Annotated in this window: 14 protein-coding genes, 1 other RNA gene and 3 pseudogenes; 8 read left to right on the top strand and 10 right to left on the bottom strand. The window is 46.9% G+C overall.

All coding sequences use genetic code 11. The features are described from left to right. Position 1 precedes the first annotated feature (1 nt). The 4 genes from KV201_RS15270 to pspF form a co-directional block, all read right to left on the bottom strand. Complete coding sequence (locus KV201_RS15270; RefSeq protein ID WP_006081133.1) at positions 2-892, bottom strand: ABC transporter permease subunit; 891 nt, start codon at positions 890-892, stop codon at positions 2-4. Continuing rightward, a complete protein-coding gene (locus tag KV201_RS15275) occupies positions 879-1,910 on the bottom strand; it encodes an ABC transporter permease subunit (RefSeq protein WP_006085371.1) in 1,032 nt (343 codons plus the stop codon). The genes KV201_RS15270 and KV201_RS15275 overlap by 14 nt, the downstream gene beginning before the upstream one ends. Continuing rightward, positions 1,910-3,535: an ABC transporter substrate-binding protein SapA gene (gene sapA, locus KV201_RS15280; RefSeq protein WP_226059842.1), complete on the bottom strand. Its 1,626-nt coding sequence runs from the start codon at positions 3,533-3,535 to the stop codon at positions 1,910-1,912. Before sapA ends, KV201_RS15275 begins: the two co-directional genes overlap by 1 nt. 69 nt (positions 3,536-3,604) lie before the next feature. After that, complete coding sequence (gene pspF, locus KV201_RS15285; protein WP_006085373.1) at positions 3,605-4,696, bottom strand: phage shock protein operon transcriptional activator; 1,092 nt, start codon at positions 4,694-4,696, stop codon at positions 3,605-3,607. Between the two features lie 177 nt (positions 4,697-4,873). On the opposite strand from pspF, the gene pspA reads away from it, so the two are divergent. The 8 genes and pseudogenes from pspA (at position 4,874) to ffs (ending at position 11,543) form a co-directional block, all read left to right on the top strand. Then, a complete protein-coding gene (gene pspA / locus KV201_RS15290) occupies positions 4,874-5,557 on the top strand; it encodes a phage shock protein PspA (protein WP_006081137.1) in 684 nt (227 codons plus the stop codon). Between the two features lie 17 nt (positions 5,558-5,574). Next, on the top strand, positions 5,575-5,814 hold the full coding sequence (pspB, locus tag KV201_RS15295; protein WP_006081138.1) for an envelope stress response membrane protein PspB: 240 nt from the start codon (positions 5,575-5,577) through the stop codon (positions 5,812-5,814). After that, positions 5,801-6,187, top strand: coding sequence for an envelope stress response membrane protein PspC (pspC, locus tag KV201_RS15300; protein ID WP_006081139.1), 387 nt, complete (start codon positions 5,801-5,803; stop codon positions 6,185-6,187). The genes pspB and pspC overlap by 14 nt, the downstream gene beginning before the upstream one ends. A 113-nt stretch (positions 6,188-6,300) precedes the next feature. Continuing rightward, a pseudogene (locus KV201_RS15305) lies at positions 6,301-7,762 on the top strand (YcjX family protein). Continuing rightward, positions 7,759-9,018 (top strand): YcjF family protein, encoded by a 1,260-nt coding sequence (locus KV201_RS15310; RefSeq protein ID WP_226059843.1) that lies wholly within the window; start codon positions 7,759-7,761, stop codon positions 9,016-9,018. Before KV201_RS15305 ends, KV201_RS15310 begins: the two are co-directional and overlap by 4 nt. 343 nt (positions 9,019-9,361) lie before the next feature. Next, positions 9,362-10,555: a methionine gamma-lyase gene (gene megL / locus KV201_RS15315; protein WP_226059844.1), complete on the top strand. Its 1,194-nt coding sequence runs from the start codon at positions 9,362-9,364 to the stop codon at positions 10,553-10,555. Between the two features lie 227 nt (positions 10,556-10,782). Then, positions 10,783-11,151 carry a ComEA family DNA-binding protein gene (locus KV201_RS15320; protein ID WP_226059845.1) on the top strand — a complete coding sequence of 123 codons (369 nt, stop codon included), beginning with the start codon at positions 10,783-10,785 and terminating at the stop codon, positions 11,149-11,151. 294 nt (positions 11,152-11,445) lie between these two features. After that, positions 11,446-11,543, top strand: an RNA gene (ffs, locus tag KV201_RS15325) — signal recognition particle sRNA small type. Between the two features lie 164 nt (positions 11,544-11,707). Here ffs and KV201_RS15330 read toward each other — a convergent pair. The 6 genes and pseudogenes from KV201_RS15330 to KV201_RS15355 form a co-directional block, all read right to left on the bottom strand. Further along, positions 11,708-11,998 carry a late competence development ComFB family protein gene (locus tag KV201_RS15330; protein WP_006081144.1) on the bottom strand — a complete coding sequence of 97 codons (291 nt, stop codon included), beginning with the start codon at positions 11,996-11,998 and terminating at the stop codon, positions 11,708-11,710. Positions 11,999-12,031: 33 nt separating this feature from the next. After that, the gene (locus KV201_RS15335; RefSeq protein ID WP_226059846.1) at positions 12,032-12,940 is read right to left on the bottom strand and encodes a histone deacetylase; all 909 of its coding nucleotides are present in this window, start codon (positions 12,938-12,940) and stop codon (positions 12,032-12,034) included. Between the two features lie 29 nt (positions 12,941-12,969). Next, on the bottom strand, positions 12,970-13,659 hold the full coding sequence (locus tag KV201_RS15340) for a DUF2057 domain-containing protein (protein ID WP_226059847.1): 690 nt from the start codon (positions 13,657-13,659) through the stop codon (positions 12,970-12,972). 10 nt (positions 13,660-13,669) lie between these two features. Next, on the bottom strand, positions 13,670-14,332 hold the full coding sequence (locus tag KV201_RS15345; RefSeq protein ID WP_006081147.1) for a primosomal replication protein: 663 nt from the start codon (positions 14,330-14,332) through the stop codon (positions 13,670-13,672). After that, positions 14,329-14,535: pseudogene (locus KV201_RS15350) on the bottom strand (TSUP family transporter); the annotation flags it as partial. The pseudogene KV201_RS15350 and the gene KV201_RS15345, both read right to left, overlap by 4 nt. Positions 14,536-14,592: 57 nt before the next feature. Next, positions 14,593-15,019 (bottom strand): annotated as a pseudogene (locus tag KV201_RS15355) (IS5-like element ISSpu11 family transposase); the annotation flags it as partial.

Consider the following 15,019-nt stretch of genomic DNA (forward strand, 5'->3'; position numbering starts at 1 on the left):
GTTAGTTTCTGATGGGCGCAAGCGCCGACCGTAGGCCATCGCCAACCAAGTTAATGGAAAGCACACTGAAAAGAATCGCTAAGCCCGGGATAGTTACAGCCCAAGGCGCCGTTAATAAATTATCCATACCTTGGGCGACCATAGCGCCCCATTCTGGGCTTGGTGCCTGCGCGCCCAAGCTTAAAAAACCGAGGGCGGCGATATCTAAAATGGCGGCAGAAATGGCAAGCGTGGTTTGAATGATCACCACTTCCCACACGTTTGGCATGATGACATACCAAAAAATTTGCATTGAGTTCGCGCCATCTAAACGCGCCGCTGTGACGTATTCTTTTTGTAACTCTTCATGCACTGACTGGTGTATCGAGCGCACAAATTGCGGGGTTAAGGCAATTCCGACGGCCCAGAACACATTTTCAAGCCCTGGCCCCATTACCGCCACCACTAAAATGGCCATCAATAATGAAGGGATTGATAACAATGCATCGAGTAAGTGCCCGAGAATACTGGATTTTAAGCCCCGCATCATGCCTGACAGCGACCCTATAATAAAGCCTGTGAATAATGCGGTGACGACGATCAGCAGCGCCATACCAAAGGTCAAATGGGCGCCGTGTAATAATCGGCTGAAGATATCGCGGCCGAGATCGTCTGTCCCTAAAAAGTGTGCCACAGTGCCTGAGGGGTCCCACGAGGGGGGCAATAGCAAGGCCCTTGGATCTTGTGCCTCTGGTGGGAAGGGCGCAATCATAGGGCCAAATAGCGTTAGCAAGAGTAGAAATGCAATCGTCCACAGACCTGCCAAGGCGAAAGGGTTAGCTGAAAAGTTAAGCCAAACCCGCATAGTCGGGGAGGCAATCTGATCTTCTTGATAAATTTTAACTGGTGGCATAAAGGTCTTTTCTGCTCAGAGGATTAAAGACTGTGTGGAGCACTTCAATCAAGATACTTAGGAAGATAATCAATAGGGCTACAGCCAGAATACCACCTTGGATGACAGTGTAGTCCCGTTGGTAAATCCCTGAAACCAGCCAAGAACCCACGCCAGGCCAAGAGAAAATCATTTCGACCACTATGGCATAACTGGCAAAGGAACCTAGCATTAACCCTAAATGTTTCAGCACGGGGATCAAGGCGTTAGGTAGGGCGTGGCGCAGTATAATAGTCCCAGTATGCATGCCTCTGGCTTCGGCGGCGCGGATAAAGGTTTGATTCATTACATTCATCATCGCCGAACGAGTGCTGCGAACCACCACAGTAAAAGGTAACACGGCCAGTGTCGTGGCAGGCAAAATGATGTGCAGCAGCGCATCTTTAAATGCCGACATGCCGTATTCAGACTCAGACAACAGGGTATCTACCAACATAAAGCCAGTGACAGGTTTGATTTCATATAACAAATTGATTTGGCCAGAAATCGGTAACCAACCGAGATCGACACCAAACCAGAGCGAAAGATAAAGACCTAACCAGAACACGGGCACAGAGTAGCCCGTTAGCGTGATCGCCATAATGGTATTTTGGGTGAGCTTATGTTGGCTCTGGGAAGCAAGCACGCCTAAGGGCACACCAAAGCAAATCGCGATAATGGCCGCCATCACAGCAAGTTCGAAGGAGGCGGGTAGGACGGCGCTGAGTTCTTCAGCCACTTCTTGATGTGAGGTGACTGAAATGCCTAAATTACCACTAAGCCTTTGTTGTAGATAAGCGATAAATTGCCACGCTTGGTTTTTATCTAATTTGTAGTCCTGCTCGATTTGAACCAGTTGACTCGCCGTCGGTGTATGTATGCCGGTGAGTGCGTGGGTGCGATCTACCGGAAATAAGCCCGTGGCGTAAAATAAGACACCCACCATGACTAACGAGGTGGCAAGGAACAAATTGAGGCGGCGCAGTAGGTATTTAAACATTAATTCGCCTCCTCTTGTGCTTGGCTAGTTTGGGCGAAGGAAATGCCCCCAAAAGGCGTGAGTTGCATGTCTTTGACATCATGGCGAGTTAACGCCACACGTTTGGCATGGGCCAGACTCAGCATAGGCACTTGTTCAGCTAAAAAGGCTTCTGCTTGTTGATAAATCACTTTACGTTCGCCCTGATCTGACACTTCTCTTGCGTTATCTAAGATGGCATCAAACTCAGGGTTACACCAGCGAGAACGATTGTTATTCGACTGCATTGCGGCGCAGCTCAGCAATGGAGTAAAGAAGTTATCGGGATCGCTATTATCAGCATTCCAGCCAATTAACACTGAATCATAGTCGTCGCGGCTGAGCCGCTGACTAAACACGCTCCAGTCGTAACTGACGATGTTCACTTTGACGCCTAGGTTGGCCAGATCCGATTGAATTAATTCAGCCGTTTTTAACGCATTGGGGTTATAGGCGCGGGCAACTGGCATAGCCCAAATATCGATACTGAGATTTTTAATGCCAGCTTCTTTTAATAGGTCGCGCGCTTTTTGCGGATTGTAATCCACAAGCCCTTTGTTATTGTCGTAGGCCCAAGATGCTGGCGGCAGAACGCCTGTGGCTTCAATGGCGGTATTTTGATAAACCGCCCGCAGGATATTTTGTTTATCTACCGCATAGGCCAGTGCGCGGCGTACTCGGACATCATTCAGTGGCGGCTTTTGCGTATTAAAGGCCCAAAATGCTACGTTGAGTCCAGGTTGTGACTCAATATTCAATTCTTCATGTTGCTTGATAACGGGCAGTTCACCCGCTTTGGGCAGCGCAGATACACTGCAATCCCCCGCGATCAGTTTCGCGAGTCTGACGGTACTTTTTGGCGTGATATCAAATACCAGCATATCAATTTTTGCTGGTTCGCCCCAAAAGTCAGGATGACGGCGATAGCGAATATATTCGTTTTTCGCGTACTGAACTAAAGTGAACGGCCCTGTGCCAATGGCAAAGTGGTCGACGTTTTCAGGATGACCCAAGGCTAACTGCTGCTGCGCATATTCATCGGATAAGATCACCGCAAAGTCGGTGGCCAGATTTGATAAAAAAGAAGCGTCTTTGCGGGTTAAATAAAAGACCACTTCATGATCGTTTATCTTTTCTATCCCTTTAACTTGTTCAGAAAAGCCAATACTTTGGAAGAAGGGATAACCCGTGCGGGAGACAAAATGATAAGGATGCTGGGTATCGATAATACGCTTAAAGGAGAACAACACATCGTCGGCATTGAAGGGCCGTGTTGGGGTAAACCTCTTCGAATGCTGGAACTGCACGTTTTCCCTGAGGGTGAAGCGATAGCTTAAGCCATCATCGGACATAGCCCAACTTGTCGCCAAGGCAGGGACAAGCTTGCCTGACTGGGTATCATAATCCACTAAGCGACTATAAATTTGGTGCGAGGTGGCATCGATTGTCGTGCCAGACGTCACCAATTGTGGATTAAAAGACTCAGGGTTCCCTTCGGAGCAATACACCAAACCGGAAGGGAGTCGTTGGGGGCCACACGCGACCAACAACCAACTCATGCAAGAAACTGCAGTTGTTAGGCACAGGCGTCTAATTAGCACACTCATTTATAAATCATTATTTTATCGACTATGAACGGCTATTTTAGCAGTGCATCTCCCCCATGGGCAATCTGCTTATGCTTTATCAAGTAAATTGTATTTTTTAAGGATGCCACGCAGTTGGTGGTAGCTTAATCCGAGCATGTCGGCGGTTTTCTTTTGGTTGTATTGGCTGCTTGAGAGCGCCTGCTGGATCAGATCCATCTCAAACTTCTCTGTTTGCTCTTTAAAATCCAGCGGAAAATTAAAGCTATTCACTGAAGACTCAGTATTGGCGGGTACTTCAGCCTCAAGTATCGGCGCAGATTGCGGCGTACTGGCAACGGTTGTAGGCGCGACTGAGGTGATTTGGCGTTCGCGGGTCTTGATCCGAGTTTTAGGTCGATAGGGTGAAGCAAAGGGATCGAGGGTGATATGGTCGATGGGCCGATTTTCACCACCATTACGGTAAACGCTGCGCTCGACCACGTTTTTAAGTTCTCGGATATTACCCGGCCAGTCGTGGGTCATTAATTGCTCGACCGCATGGGCACTAAAACCGCTGAACAGTTGCAGCTTTAATTGACGCGCCATGCCAACAGCAAAGTATTCCGCCAGCGTCATTATGTCTTCTGGGCGGCAACGCAGCGGTGGCAGAGTGATCACATCGAAGGCGAGTCTATCGAGCAAGTCGGCACGAAATTCGCCTGCGTCAGCAAGCGAGGGCAGATCTTCGTTGGCGGCGCAGATTAAACGAACATCAGCCTGCACGGTTTTACTGCCGCCGACTCGTTCAAATTCGCCATATTCAATGACACGCAGAAGCTTTTCTTGGATAAGTCCTGAGGTATTGGCTAATTCGTCGAGGAATAAAGTGCCGCCGTCGGCGCGCTCAAAGCGGCCTTCGTGTTTGCCTTTGGCGCCCGTAAAGGCACCTGACTCATGGCCAAATAATTCACTCTCGAGTAAATTTTCACTCAAAGATGAACAGTTTAGCTTAATAAAACTTTGATCCCAGCGCTTAGACAGATAATGTAAGCGTTCGGCAATAAGCTCTTTACCTGTGCCACGTTCACCAATAATCAGTACGGGTTTAGACAGCGGCGCTATTTGCGACACATGTTCTAACACTTCGAGTAGGGCGTTGGATTGACCGATAAGGTTGTCTTGCTGAAATTTATTATCCACGATATTTTTTAGTCTTTCGCGCTAAAATTTGGTGAAAATGATAATAAGTGGCTTGAAGCGTAAAAGGAAGTAAAAGTTAATATTTTGTTTAAGCTATTGTATTTAAATAATAAGTTAAAGTTGGCACGGTTAGTGTATTACCTTATACGAGACCAACATCAATTTGAGGATAGGATTATGGGAATTTTCTCTCGTTTCGCCGATATCATTAACTCTAATATCAGCGCATTGCTGGATAAAGCCGAAGACCCAGAAAAAATGGTTCGACTGATTATCCAAGAAATGGAAGACACACTCGTTGAAGTGCGTTCTACCTCAGCTAAAGTGTTAGCTGAAAAGAAAGAGCTGCAACGTCGTATCAACCGCGTGTTAGAGCAAGTGCAAGATTGGCAGGATAAGGCTGAACTGGCACTGTCAAAAGACCGTGAAGACTTAGCGAAAGCCGCTTTAGTTGAAAAACAAAAAGCGACTGGTTTAGCAGACACGCTGAATCAAGAGTTAGCCGTTATCGATGAACATATCGCACGCTTGAAAGATGAAGTGGGCATGTTGCAAGAAAAGCTGCTCGATGCAAAAGCGCGCCAAAAGACCATTATTTTGCGCACTCAAACAGCGTCATCACGCTTAGAAGTGAAAAAGCAGTTAGATTCAAGCAAGATCGACAACGCTATGCTCAAGTTTGAGCAATATGAGCGCCGTGTCGAAGGCTTAGAAGCCCAAGTTGAATCTTACGATCTTGGCAGCAAAAAGACCTTAGCCGATGAGTTTGCAGCGCTAGAAGCGGAAGATTCTGTGAATGCAGAACTGGCAGCGCTAAAAGCCAAGGTAAAAGGTAAAGCGCCAACTAAGTCAAAAGAATAACAATTCAGAGGTGAGTTATGGATATGGACGTGCTAATGGCGCCGATTATTATTTTCATGGTGATAGTCGCGCCAATATGGTTAGTTCTTCATTATCGCAGTAAGCGACAAGTGAGCCAGGGACTCACTGAGGAAGAGTTTTCACAACTCAATGACTTGATATCCAAGGCCGATAAAATGGCGGCGCGTATCGAGACCTTAGAGGCCATTCTGGATACAGAATCGCCCGAATGGAGGGGGAAACATGAGAGGATCTAATGGCCGTACTTTGTACCGCATTCCCCAGTCAGGCAAAATAGCGGGTGTATGTGCAGGGATTGCCGAGTACTTTGCGATTGAAACTTGGTTAGTGCGAGTACTGGCGGTGTCTATCTTCTTACTCGGCGGCTCTGGTGTAGTGTTTATCATCTATGTCGCTTTATGGGTGATTTTAGACATCAAGCCGCAAAAGCATTACGATAGAGACGATATCGAGGTGAAGAAGAAGCCGTGGCAGTCGGGAGAACCCGCAAAGCAAGCGCTGAGCGACGTGAGTCGTCAATTTCGAAGCCTAGAAGTTAGGCTACAAAATTTAGAACGTCACGTCACCTCTGACAACTTTGATTTAAAAAGACAAATCAATAGTTTGTAACCCTTCTAAAGGGCGGCCATGTCCGCCCTTGTTGCTTAATCTCTGTTTCACTCCAGTGTATAGTCAACATCACTTGACATAAGTTAACATCATTCGACATAAGGGAAGTCTCTATGGGAATGCTTGATGCCTCGCTCCATAAATTAACCCAAAAGGGACAATCCCTGTTACATCGCACCGCGGACCGGCATTTACGTTTGGCCGTGACTGGGCTTTCTGGTGCGGGAAAAACCGCGTTTATCACAGGGTTAGTCAATCAGTTACTTAATTCTGGACCAGTCTCAACCTTACCCCCCCGCCCGCAACAACAGCGCTTTGCCGCTGTGGCAGGTGAGCCGCGATCAGCGTTTACTCGGTGTTAAGCGTGCCATGCAGCCGGATCTTGAAATCGCCAGTTTTGATTATCAAGGCGCCATGTTAGCGCTCACTTCCGAACCTGCGACCTGGCCAGCCTCTACCCGTACTATTTCTGAGTTACGATTGGCGATTAAATACCGACCGCAAAAGGGCTTACTGGCAAAGTTTTCTGATACCGCCACCTTGTATTTAGACATAGTCGATTATCCTGGCGAATGGTTACTCGATTTACCTATGTTGCGCCAAGACTTTGTAACTTGGTGTCGCGCTCAACAAGTTCGCATCGAGAATCTTAAAAGCTCACCCTTGTATGCTGAGTTTGAACAATCTTTGATTTCATTGGATTTAGCCGCCAGCGCCGATGAGCAGCAATTAAAGCAGATTGCCGATCAATATCAGCTATTACTCAATGATTTAGTGCACGTGCAAGGTTATTACCAAGCGCAACCTGGGCGCATGTTATTGCCGGGTGAATGGCAGGGGGCTCCCTTATTGGCTTTTTTCCCCCTGTTATTGGTTAATGATGAAAAGTTTGCTGAACTTTCGCAAAGCGATAAACACAGTGGATTCCATGTACTTGAAAAACGTTATCAAGAATATGTGGCTAAAGTGGTTAAGCCTTTCTATAAAAACCACTTTGCCGGTTTTGATCGGCAGTTAGTACTCGTTGACTGTTTTAGTGCGTTGAATCGCGGTAAAAAGCAATTTGAGGATATGGGCGCGGCGCTCAATGCCATTATGGAAAGCTTTCAGTTTGGCCAATCGAGTTATTTACGGCGTTTATTTGCCCCCCGCATCGACCGTTTATTGTTTGCCGCGAGCAAGGTTGACCATGTGACGCGCGATCAGCAGAGCCATGTTTTGTCCCTGCTGACCGATATGTTGAAACATAGCCAGCATTTTGCCAGTTTCGATGGTTGTAAAGTGGAGACGATGGCGATTAGCGCCATCAAGGCGACTCGCCATGGCATGGTAACGACCCAAGAGGGTGAGGTCGAAGTCGTTCAGGGGACGGGACTCAATGGCAAAGCCCTGACCTTGTTTCCAGGCGAAGTGCCCACTCGCTTACCTGAGCCTGATTTTTGGCGTGACCAAGGGTTTAACTTTGTCGGCTTTGCACCGCCGAGCAATGCCAATGTTGACCCATCTCAAGTGCACTTTGACCATATTCGTCTCGATCATTTGCTGCAGTACTTACTGGGAGATAAGTTGGAATGACGCTAAAGCTATCGGATAACGCTAATGAGCAGGACTCCAATTCTTCTGCCAACTCCTTTGAACGCTCGGCTGAACAATCAGTTGAGCAATCCATTGAACAACAGGCCATTAAACAAAAGCCGCTGAAAAAGCAGCAGCTGTTTGACCCACACGTCGTGGAGCTCAAACCCAGCAAAGAGGAGCTCAAAGGGGCTAAAGCTTTTGATCCGCATACGCCAGTGCAAGAAGTGGCTGCCGATATTGAGGAATTGATGGATGAAACGTTGTCTGCCCATCCAAAAATGATCGATGCTAAATCGGTATCGCCTCAACTCGTTAAATCACGCCGTTGGTCTTGGCTCGCTCGTCTGGCGGTAACGAGTTTATTGCTGCTCGTAGTGGTTCAAACGGGATTAGGATTGAGGGATGCTTGGCTTGAGAGCCCTTGGTTGTTCAGTTTTTATGGTGTGGTGCTTGGGGTCGTCAGTGCGTGGGCATTGGCGGGGGCGTTTAGTGAGTACCGCAAACTGAAGCGACTCAAACAGGTTGCCGATACCCAAGAAACAGGCGCTAGGCTGGCGCAGAGCATGCAAATGGGTGAGGCAGACAGTTTTATCGATAACATAGTGTGCCACTATGGCGACAGCCAAGGTTTGCAGCAACTTCGCAGCTCATTAAAAGATGAACATAATGATGCCGAGAAAGTCTTGTTATTCGAGGACTTAGTGCTGACGGAGCGAGATGAACTGGCCAAAAAAGTCGTGCGACGTTATGCGGCTGAGTCGGCAGTGCTACTGGCGGCCAGTCCGTTAGCTGTGCTCGATATGGCCATCATCCTTTGGCGTAATCAACGTATGCTGCGTGATGTCGCCCGCTGTTATGGCATAGAGCTTGGTTATTGGAGCCGGATTAAACTTATCCGCAGTATCATCATCAATATTATTTATGCGGGCACCAGTGAGTTAGTTACTGATTTAGGAACACAGCTGTTATCGGTTGAAATGACAGGTAAATTGTCTGCTCGCTTGGCCCAAGGCTTAGGGGGCGGCATGCTAACTGCGCGCCTTGGATATCAGGCCATGGCGCTGTGTCGGCCGATTGTGTTTAGGGAAGAGCAAAGGCCTAAATTGTCTAAAGTGCATCAGGAATTGTTGATCGAACTGAAGCAGTTTTCAGGCAAGCTGTTTACCAAGGAAGGCCGCGATGCATTAAAAGGCCAGTTCGCCGATGTTGATGACAAAGTCTCTCGGCCAGCTAAAGATAAGTCTAAAGAGTAGATATTATTTAATATCAAACAATTAACCGATTTAAATCGGCCGAAAGTAGATGCGCTAATGGACTTGTTCCTTAGCGCATTTTTTTTATGATTTTTTGCAGGTGCCGAGTATGACAAAGTGCGGCTGAAAAGTGCTATGTAACAAGTTAATTACACTTGGCGCGCTGCTATTTTCGCCATGCTACTGGCTTAAGTGCTTGGCCGCGTTATGGTAGGGCTTATTCGATAGGGCTAATGTTTTTTAACTTATCTATTGGATTGTCCATAATGCGGGCATTGAGTGTTCCATACCAATAATCAATCAAGAACGGGAATCGCTCAAGGCCAATTACAAGGAGCTAGGTATGCAAGATGAGTCAGGCAAGATGTGGAAAGCGGCAACACAGGTTATTCATGGCGGCCATGAGCGTGAGGCATTTGGCGCCTTAGTGACGCCACTTTATCAAAGTGCGACTTTTGTGTTTGAGTCTGCACAGCAAGGTGGCGAGCGATTTGCGGGTAATGAGCCTGGGTATATTTACACGCGCTTAGGTAATCCGACAACCGCCGAACTTGAACGTAAAATGGCGATTTTAGAAGGGGCAGAGGCCGCCGCTGCAACCGCATCTGGTATGGGCGCAGTATCCGCCGCATTACTGGCTAACTTGCAGATGGGCGATCACTTAGTGGCATCCAATGCCGTATACGGCTGTACTTATGCGCTAATGACGACTCAGTTCGCTCGCTTTGGGATTGAAGTGTCCCTAGTGGACTTCTCATCGGTAGCAGAAATAGAAGCGGCGATTAAATCCAATACTAAGGTCATTTTCTGTGAAACCCCAGTCAATCCGCATTTACAGGTGTTTGATTTAGCAGCAATTGCAAAAATTGCCAAACGTCATCAGCTAGTCAGTATTGTCGATAATACCTTTATGACGCCATTACTGCAGAGGCCGCTGGATTTTGGTATCGATTTGGTGATCCACAGTGCGACCAAATATCTGAATGGTCATGGCGATGTGATTGCGGGGATAGTGTGTGGCAGCGAAGAGCAGCTCCATAAAGTGAAGTATGAAATCTTAAAAGATATTGGTGCTGTCATATCGCCCCATGATGCTTGGCTGATCTTGCGCGGTCTTAAAACCTTAGATGTGCGTTTACAGCGCCATTGCGATAGTGCCCAGCGCGTGGCCGAATTTTTGGCCGAACATCCCAGTATTAACCGGGTGTATTATCCCGGACTTGCCTCTCACCAAGGGCATAAATTCATTGGTCAGCAGATGAAACGTGCTGGTGGGGTGATCGCGTTTGAACTGGCGGCAAATTTAGAAGAAGCTATGGCCTTTGTGGGGCATTTAAGCTTGTTCTCTATTGCGGTGAGTCTAGGCGATGCAGAATCCCTCATTCAACATCCAGCGTCGATGACACACTCTCCCTATACGCCAGAGGCAAGAGCTTCGGCTGGGATTGGTGATAATCTGCTGCGAATTTCCATTGGCTTAGAAGATTGTGACGACATCATCGCTGACTTGAGTCAAGCGTTAGCGCGTTTAGCTTAACGAGTGTAACTAATTTAAACCACCAACTATTTGAATGATAAAAGGGATGCGATTTAGCATCCCTTTTTCTATGGTTAGGTCTAGGTTCTTCGAGTTAAGAGGTGAAGTTTAGCTAGGGTGAATATTTGTGGCGCCGATTTGGTATTTCATAACAGCATGGACTATTTTTGATTTGAGGCCACGGAAGTAGGAAGAGAGGCCGCAATTCATGGAATAGAGGAAGAGTTATGAACATCACCAAATGTATACCCGCTATTATGAGCGCCATGGCATTAACGGCTTTTTTGGCAATGCCAGCAATCGCCGCAGACACCCCGACTAAAGCCGCCGCTAAAATGCAGACTCAGGCTAAAACTGAGGCGAGCGATATGGCATCGGATGCGAAGAAAGCTATGCCAGATGCTGCTCAAGTCAACATCAATACGGCTTCCGCCGAGCAGTTACAAGTGCTAAAAGGGATTGGTGCCGCTAAGGCGCAAGCAATTGTCGATTATCGCACCAAAAATGGTAAGTTCAATGCAATTGATGATTTAGCCAATGTCTCGGGTGTTGGGGCTAAGTTGATTGAGCAGAATCGTCATTTGATTAAGTTGTAATTATATCAGGCGATGATTGAGCGTCATTATGTATTGAGTTTTACTCTTGTTGGATTTTCTTTATACCAAGTTTGACACAGTGAAACTCAGGGAAATGTCTATAAAAGTCTGCATTTGCAGGCTTTTATCATTTCAATCACTGCACTTGCTTATAGATTGTGCAGTTAGGCGGGATATTAAGAGATCTTGTCGATTAGCGCTTGATCCCATAGGAGGCATGGGGGATAATCCTCGGCGTTCAAGCAAGCACTTTGGTTTATCTCTTTCAAAGCAATGCTCGAAGTTATGGTGACCCTAGGGTCCCCCCGCAATGATAACTTGTGAACTCGGCCAGGCCCGGAAGGGAGCAACCGCAGCAAGCGACTCGTGTGCCGGGGTGTCGGCTCTAGGGGAACCTCCAATTCTGCAATACCTCTGTTTTATTCTCGTTCCACTTCTCTATATTTATTCAATTTATTTTATTCAATATACTGGCTAACTGACTATTTCTGTTTTCTGCCGTTAATCATTTATAGCGTGAATACTTTATACGCAATGGGATAATCCATTAGCGAGATTAACGATTGGCTTCGGCTTCTTCCTGCAATCTTTTTTGCAGATTTTGTTTAAGGAAGGCACGGGACTTTTCGAGTGCGGTTTGGATTTCACGCTTTAATGCTTGCAGCTCGTTATAGTCTTCAAAGAAGTAGGTATCGACGAGGTGGCGTATGTAGCGCACTGGCAGTTGATTTAAGGTCACACAACATAAGTCGGCGAGATAGTCTTCAGGAAGCTCGTCCATAAGTCCTTCATCTGACAATATTTCCATTAAAAGAACTTCGTAGTAATTACGGATTTCGAGTTGCATCGTTATGCTCCATGACGGTTTTCATTGAGTTTGCTACCACAAATGGTTTGCCGCAATAAAAAGTTGGCTGTGTCTTTGGCTTAATTGTAGTGCGTCTCTGCTGTAGCCGCCGCCTATCACAGCAGCAATTGGAATATTTTCCGATTTTGCCATTGATAACACAGTTAAATCCCGTCTGAATAGCCCTTCTTGACTGATATTAAGCAAGCCGAGATCATCATTTTGATGGATATCGACCCCAGCATCATAAAGAATGAGATCTGGCTGATGGATGCGAATGAGCAGGGCGAGTGTTTGCTCCACGGTTTCGAGATACAGATTGTCATCGCTGCCTTTGGTTAGCTCAATATCATGGTGGGAATGCTGCTTACGACTCGGGAAGTTCTCTTTGCAGTGAATCGAGCAACTGATTATCCCTTGATGTCGCTGGCTGAGTGTCGCACTACCGTCACCTTGATGCACATCGCAATCAAAAATCAGTACCTTGTGCACTTGCTGGCTCGCGATGGCATTTTGGGCCGCGAGGATAAGATCGTTGAAAATACAATAGCCACTGCCAAAATCGTAATGGGCGTGATGATAGCCACCCGTTAGGTGCAGGCCAATACCCTGATTAATGGTCAATGAAGCTGTGAGAGTGGTGCCTGCCACAGAATGCAAGGTGCGCTCAACTAAGGCTTCACTCCACGGAAAACCAATCCGTCTAAGCGCCGCTGTTGGCAAAGTGCCCGCGATAAACTGCTCTACGTACTCGCGTTGATGCACTTGCATTACATCCTGCGCTGTCATCGCCGTTGGCGTGTGGAACTGGGCTGGTGTGGCAAGCTGATTCTCGAGTAAGTACTGCCGTAAATTCGCGTACTTGGTCGTGGGAAATCTGTGATGAGGAGGAAGCGCCAGCTTGGAATAGCTGGCGTGATAAACCAGTGGGATCAGAGTCAATATTGACTAAACCTCGTTATCGTAAGTCGTTATAACTGTGAAATTGCCCAGCTCATAAATTCTTTACGTGTTTTCTCATCCGCTTGTAACCACCAGTATTGCAACATTTGTTGTGGATTGGCAGCTGTTGCTTTAGAAGTGTCTATGGGAGCTGTGAGTGAGGTCGCGCTAACAGTAGCCGATGTTGCCACGGGGGCTGGTGCAACGGCAACCACTGCGCCTGCTGCACCGGTTGCTGCTGCGGCAGTTCCCGAAACGTCAACGGCTTGATTACCACTGAAAAGGCGAGAGACAAAGCTTTCTTCTTCTAAATTGGTATTCACCACTTGGAAATTGACGTCGCCTTTGTCGCCACGGGTCAATTTGATTTGTGGGTTTTGCGCGTAAACTTTTGGCTTTTTAACGACTTTGCCTTCGGCGGCTTGGAGGTAATATTGATAGTCGCCATCAACGTCTAAGGTCACGATGAAAGGGGCTGATTTAACAAAGGTTTGGCTATCGCTAAAATCGTCTTCTACCATCTCATGGTAACGAATGGCGATTTTATGAGTGCCTGGTGTTAATTCTAAGCTGCTTTTATGATTGAACACGCTAGACTCGACTTTTTTACCATCGAGTGCAAGGTACTCAAATGACATCGGAATGTTGAGATCTGCGGCGAAGGCTGAAGCAGAACCGAGTAATACTAGCAGGCTGCTGATTGGCAAAAGTGATTTCAATTGTTACTCCTTAACGATTATTACTCTGATACGGACGTTCGAATATTTGAATGCGATCTTCTATATAACTAATAGCTTGCCTGCATTTTCCTAGACGACGATGCATCAAAAGGATGTCATTTTGCAATTTTATTTTGTCAGCACTATGACAGTTTTCAAGTTTTGATTCCATTTCTTCAATTTTTTGTTCAAATTTTTTCGCCCAATTCAGGTGTTTGTTCAATTCTTCATAGATCTCGTGACTATTTTGCATCACGTTATTGGCGATCCAATCGAAACCACTGGCTTGGTGAGACTGATTCTGACGCTGAGCAAAACGGGCGCGGCTACTGGCACGTTGCTGAGTTTTTGACTTAATATCGATAGAGGTCGTCAGCAAGGCCCGTTTGACGGCGGTGAATCTGTCTTGGATCCGCTCACAGCTGAGGGCAATCGTCTGGGGGGCGAGTTTGAGCTTAATTTGTTTTTCGAGCTGTATAATGCTGCTACGAATTTGTTCAATACAGGGGCCGAGTTGGGCGCCGTGTTGGACAAATAGCGAATGATTAAAGCGCTCCGTTTCTTGCAGGAGTTTACGCTGCGGCGGCGCGAGTCGATTATCGTGCTGCAGTACTTCTTGCTCTAGCGCTTTGAGCTGATTTTTCAGCATCACCAGTAATTGTTGGGTGTTCACAACCATGCGCTCCATGCCAAATTTGCTGCAATCATTAGCACGATCAAAATAAACAGTGGACGAATAAAGGGCATGCCAAATTTAATCGCGCAGCGCGCGCCGATAAATGAGCCTAACATCATGCACAATCCCATCCACAAACCTATTTGCCACTCTACCTGCCCAAGCCAGCCAAAGATAGTCAATGCGGTCAAGTTGCTGGTGAGGCTTTGTTTCCTAAATCGATTCAGCGAGCAAAGCTCCTCATAATCGTTTGAATATTAAACTACACGGTAAGTTTCAGGCATGCCTAGCCCAGTGAGTTTGTTCAACGCCTTTATCATCGCGTAAGTTTCTCCTACCTGACCGTTATAATTTCGCAGGCTCAATCTGCCACCAAGTAGTTGCTTCACTCTGTACATTGCTGTTTCTGAGATTGACCGCCGATGATAACCATACCGTTTTTTCCACTGTTTATTTGAACCATGAAGCTGTTGCCAACTGACCGCTAAGTTACGCGGATGACCTTGTTCCCAGAGCGCGGCACCTTCCCTCGGTGGAATGAGTACTAAAGCCCGTTTTCCTCGAACGGCATCGTGACAGGCTCTTGTGTCGTAAGCACCATCACCTGAGATATTGCGGATTTTGCGATGGGTTTGCTTGAGCAAATTCGGCATAACTTCAGCGTCAGTGACACCGGATAAACTC

It is taken from the genome of Shewanella sp. SR1 (genome assembly GCF_020447145.1).
Lineage (GTDB): Bacteria > Pseudomonadota > Gammaproteobacteria > Enterobacterales > Shewanellaceae > Shewanella > Shewanella baltica.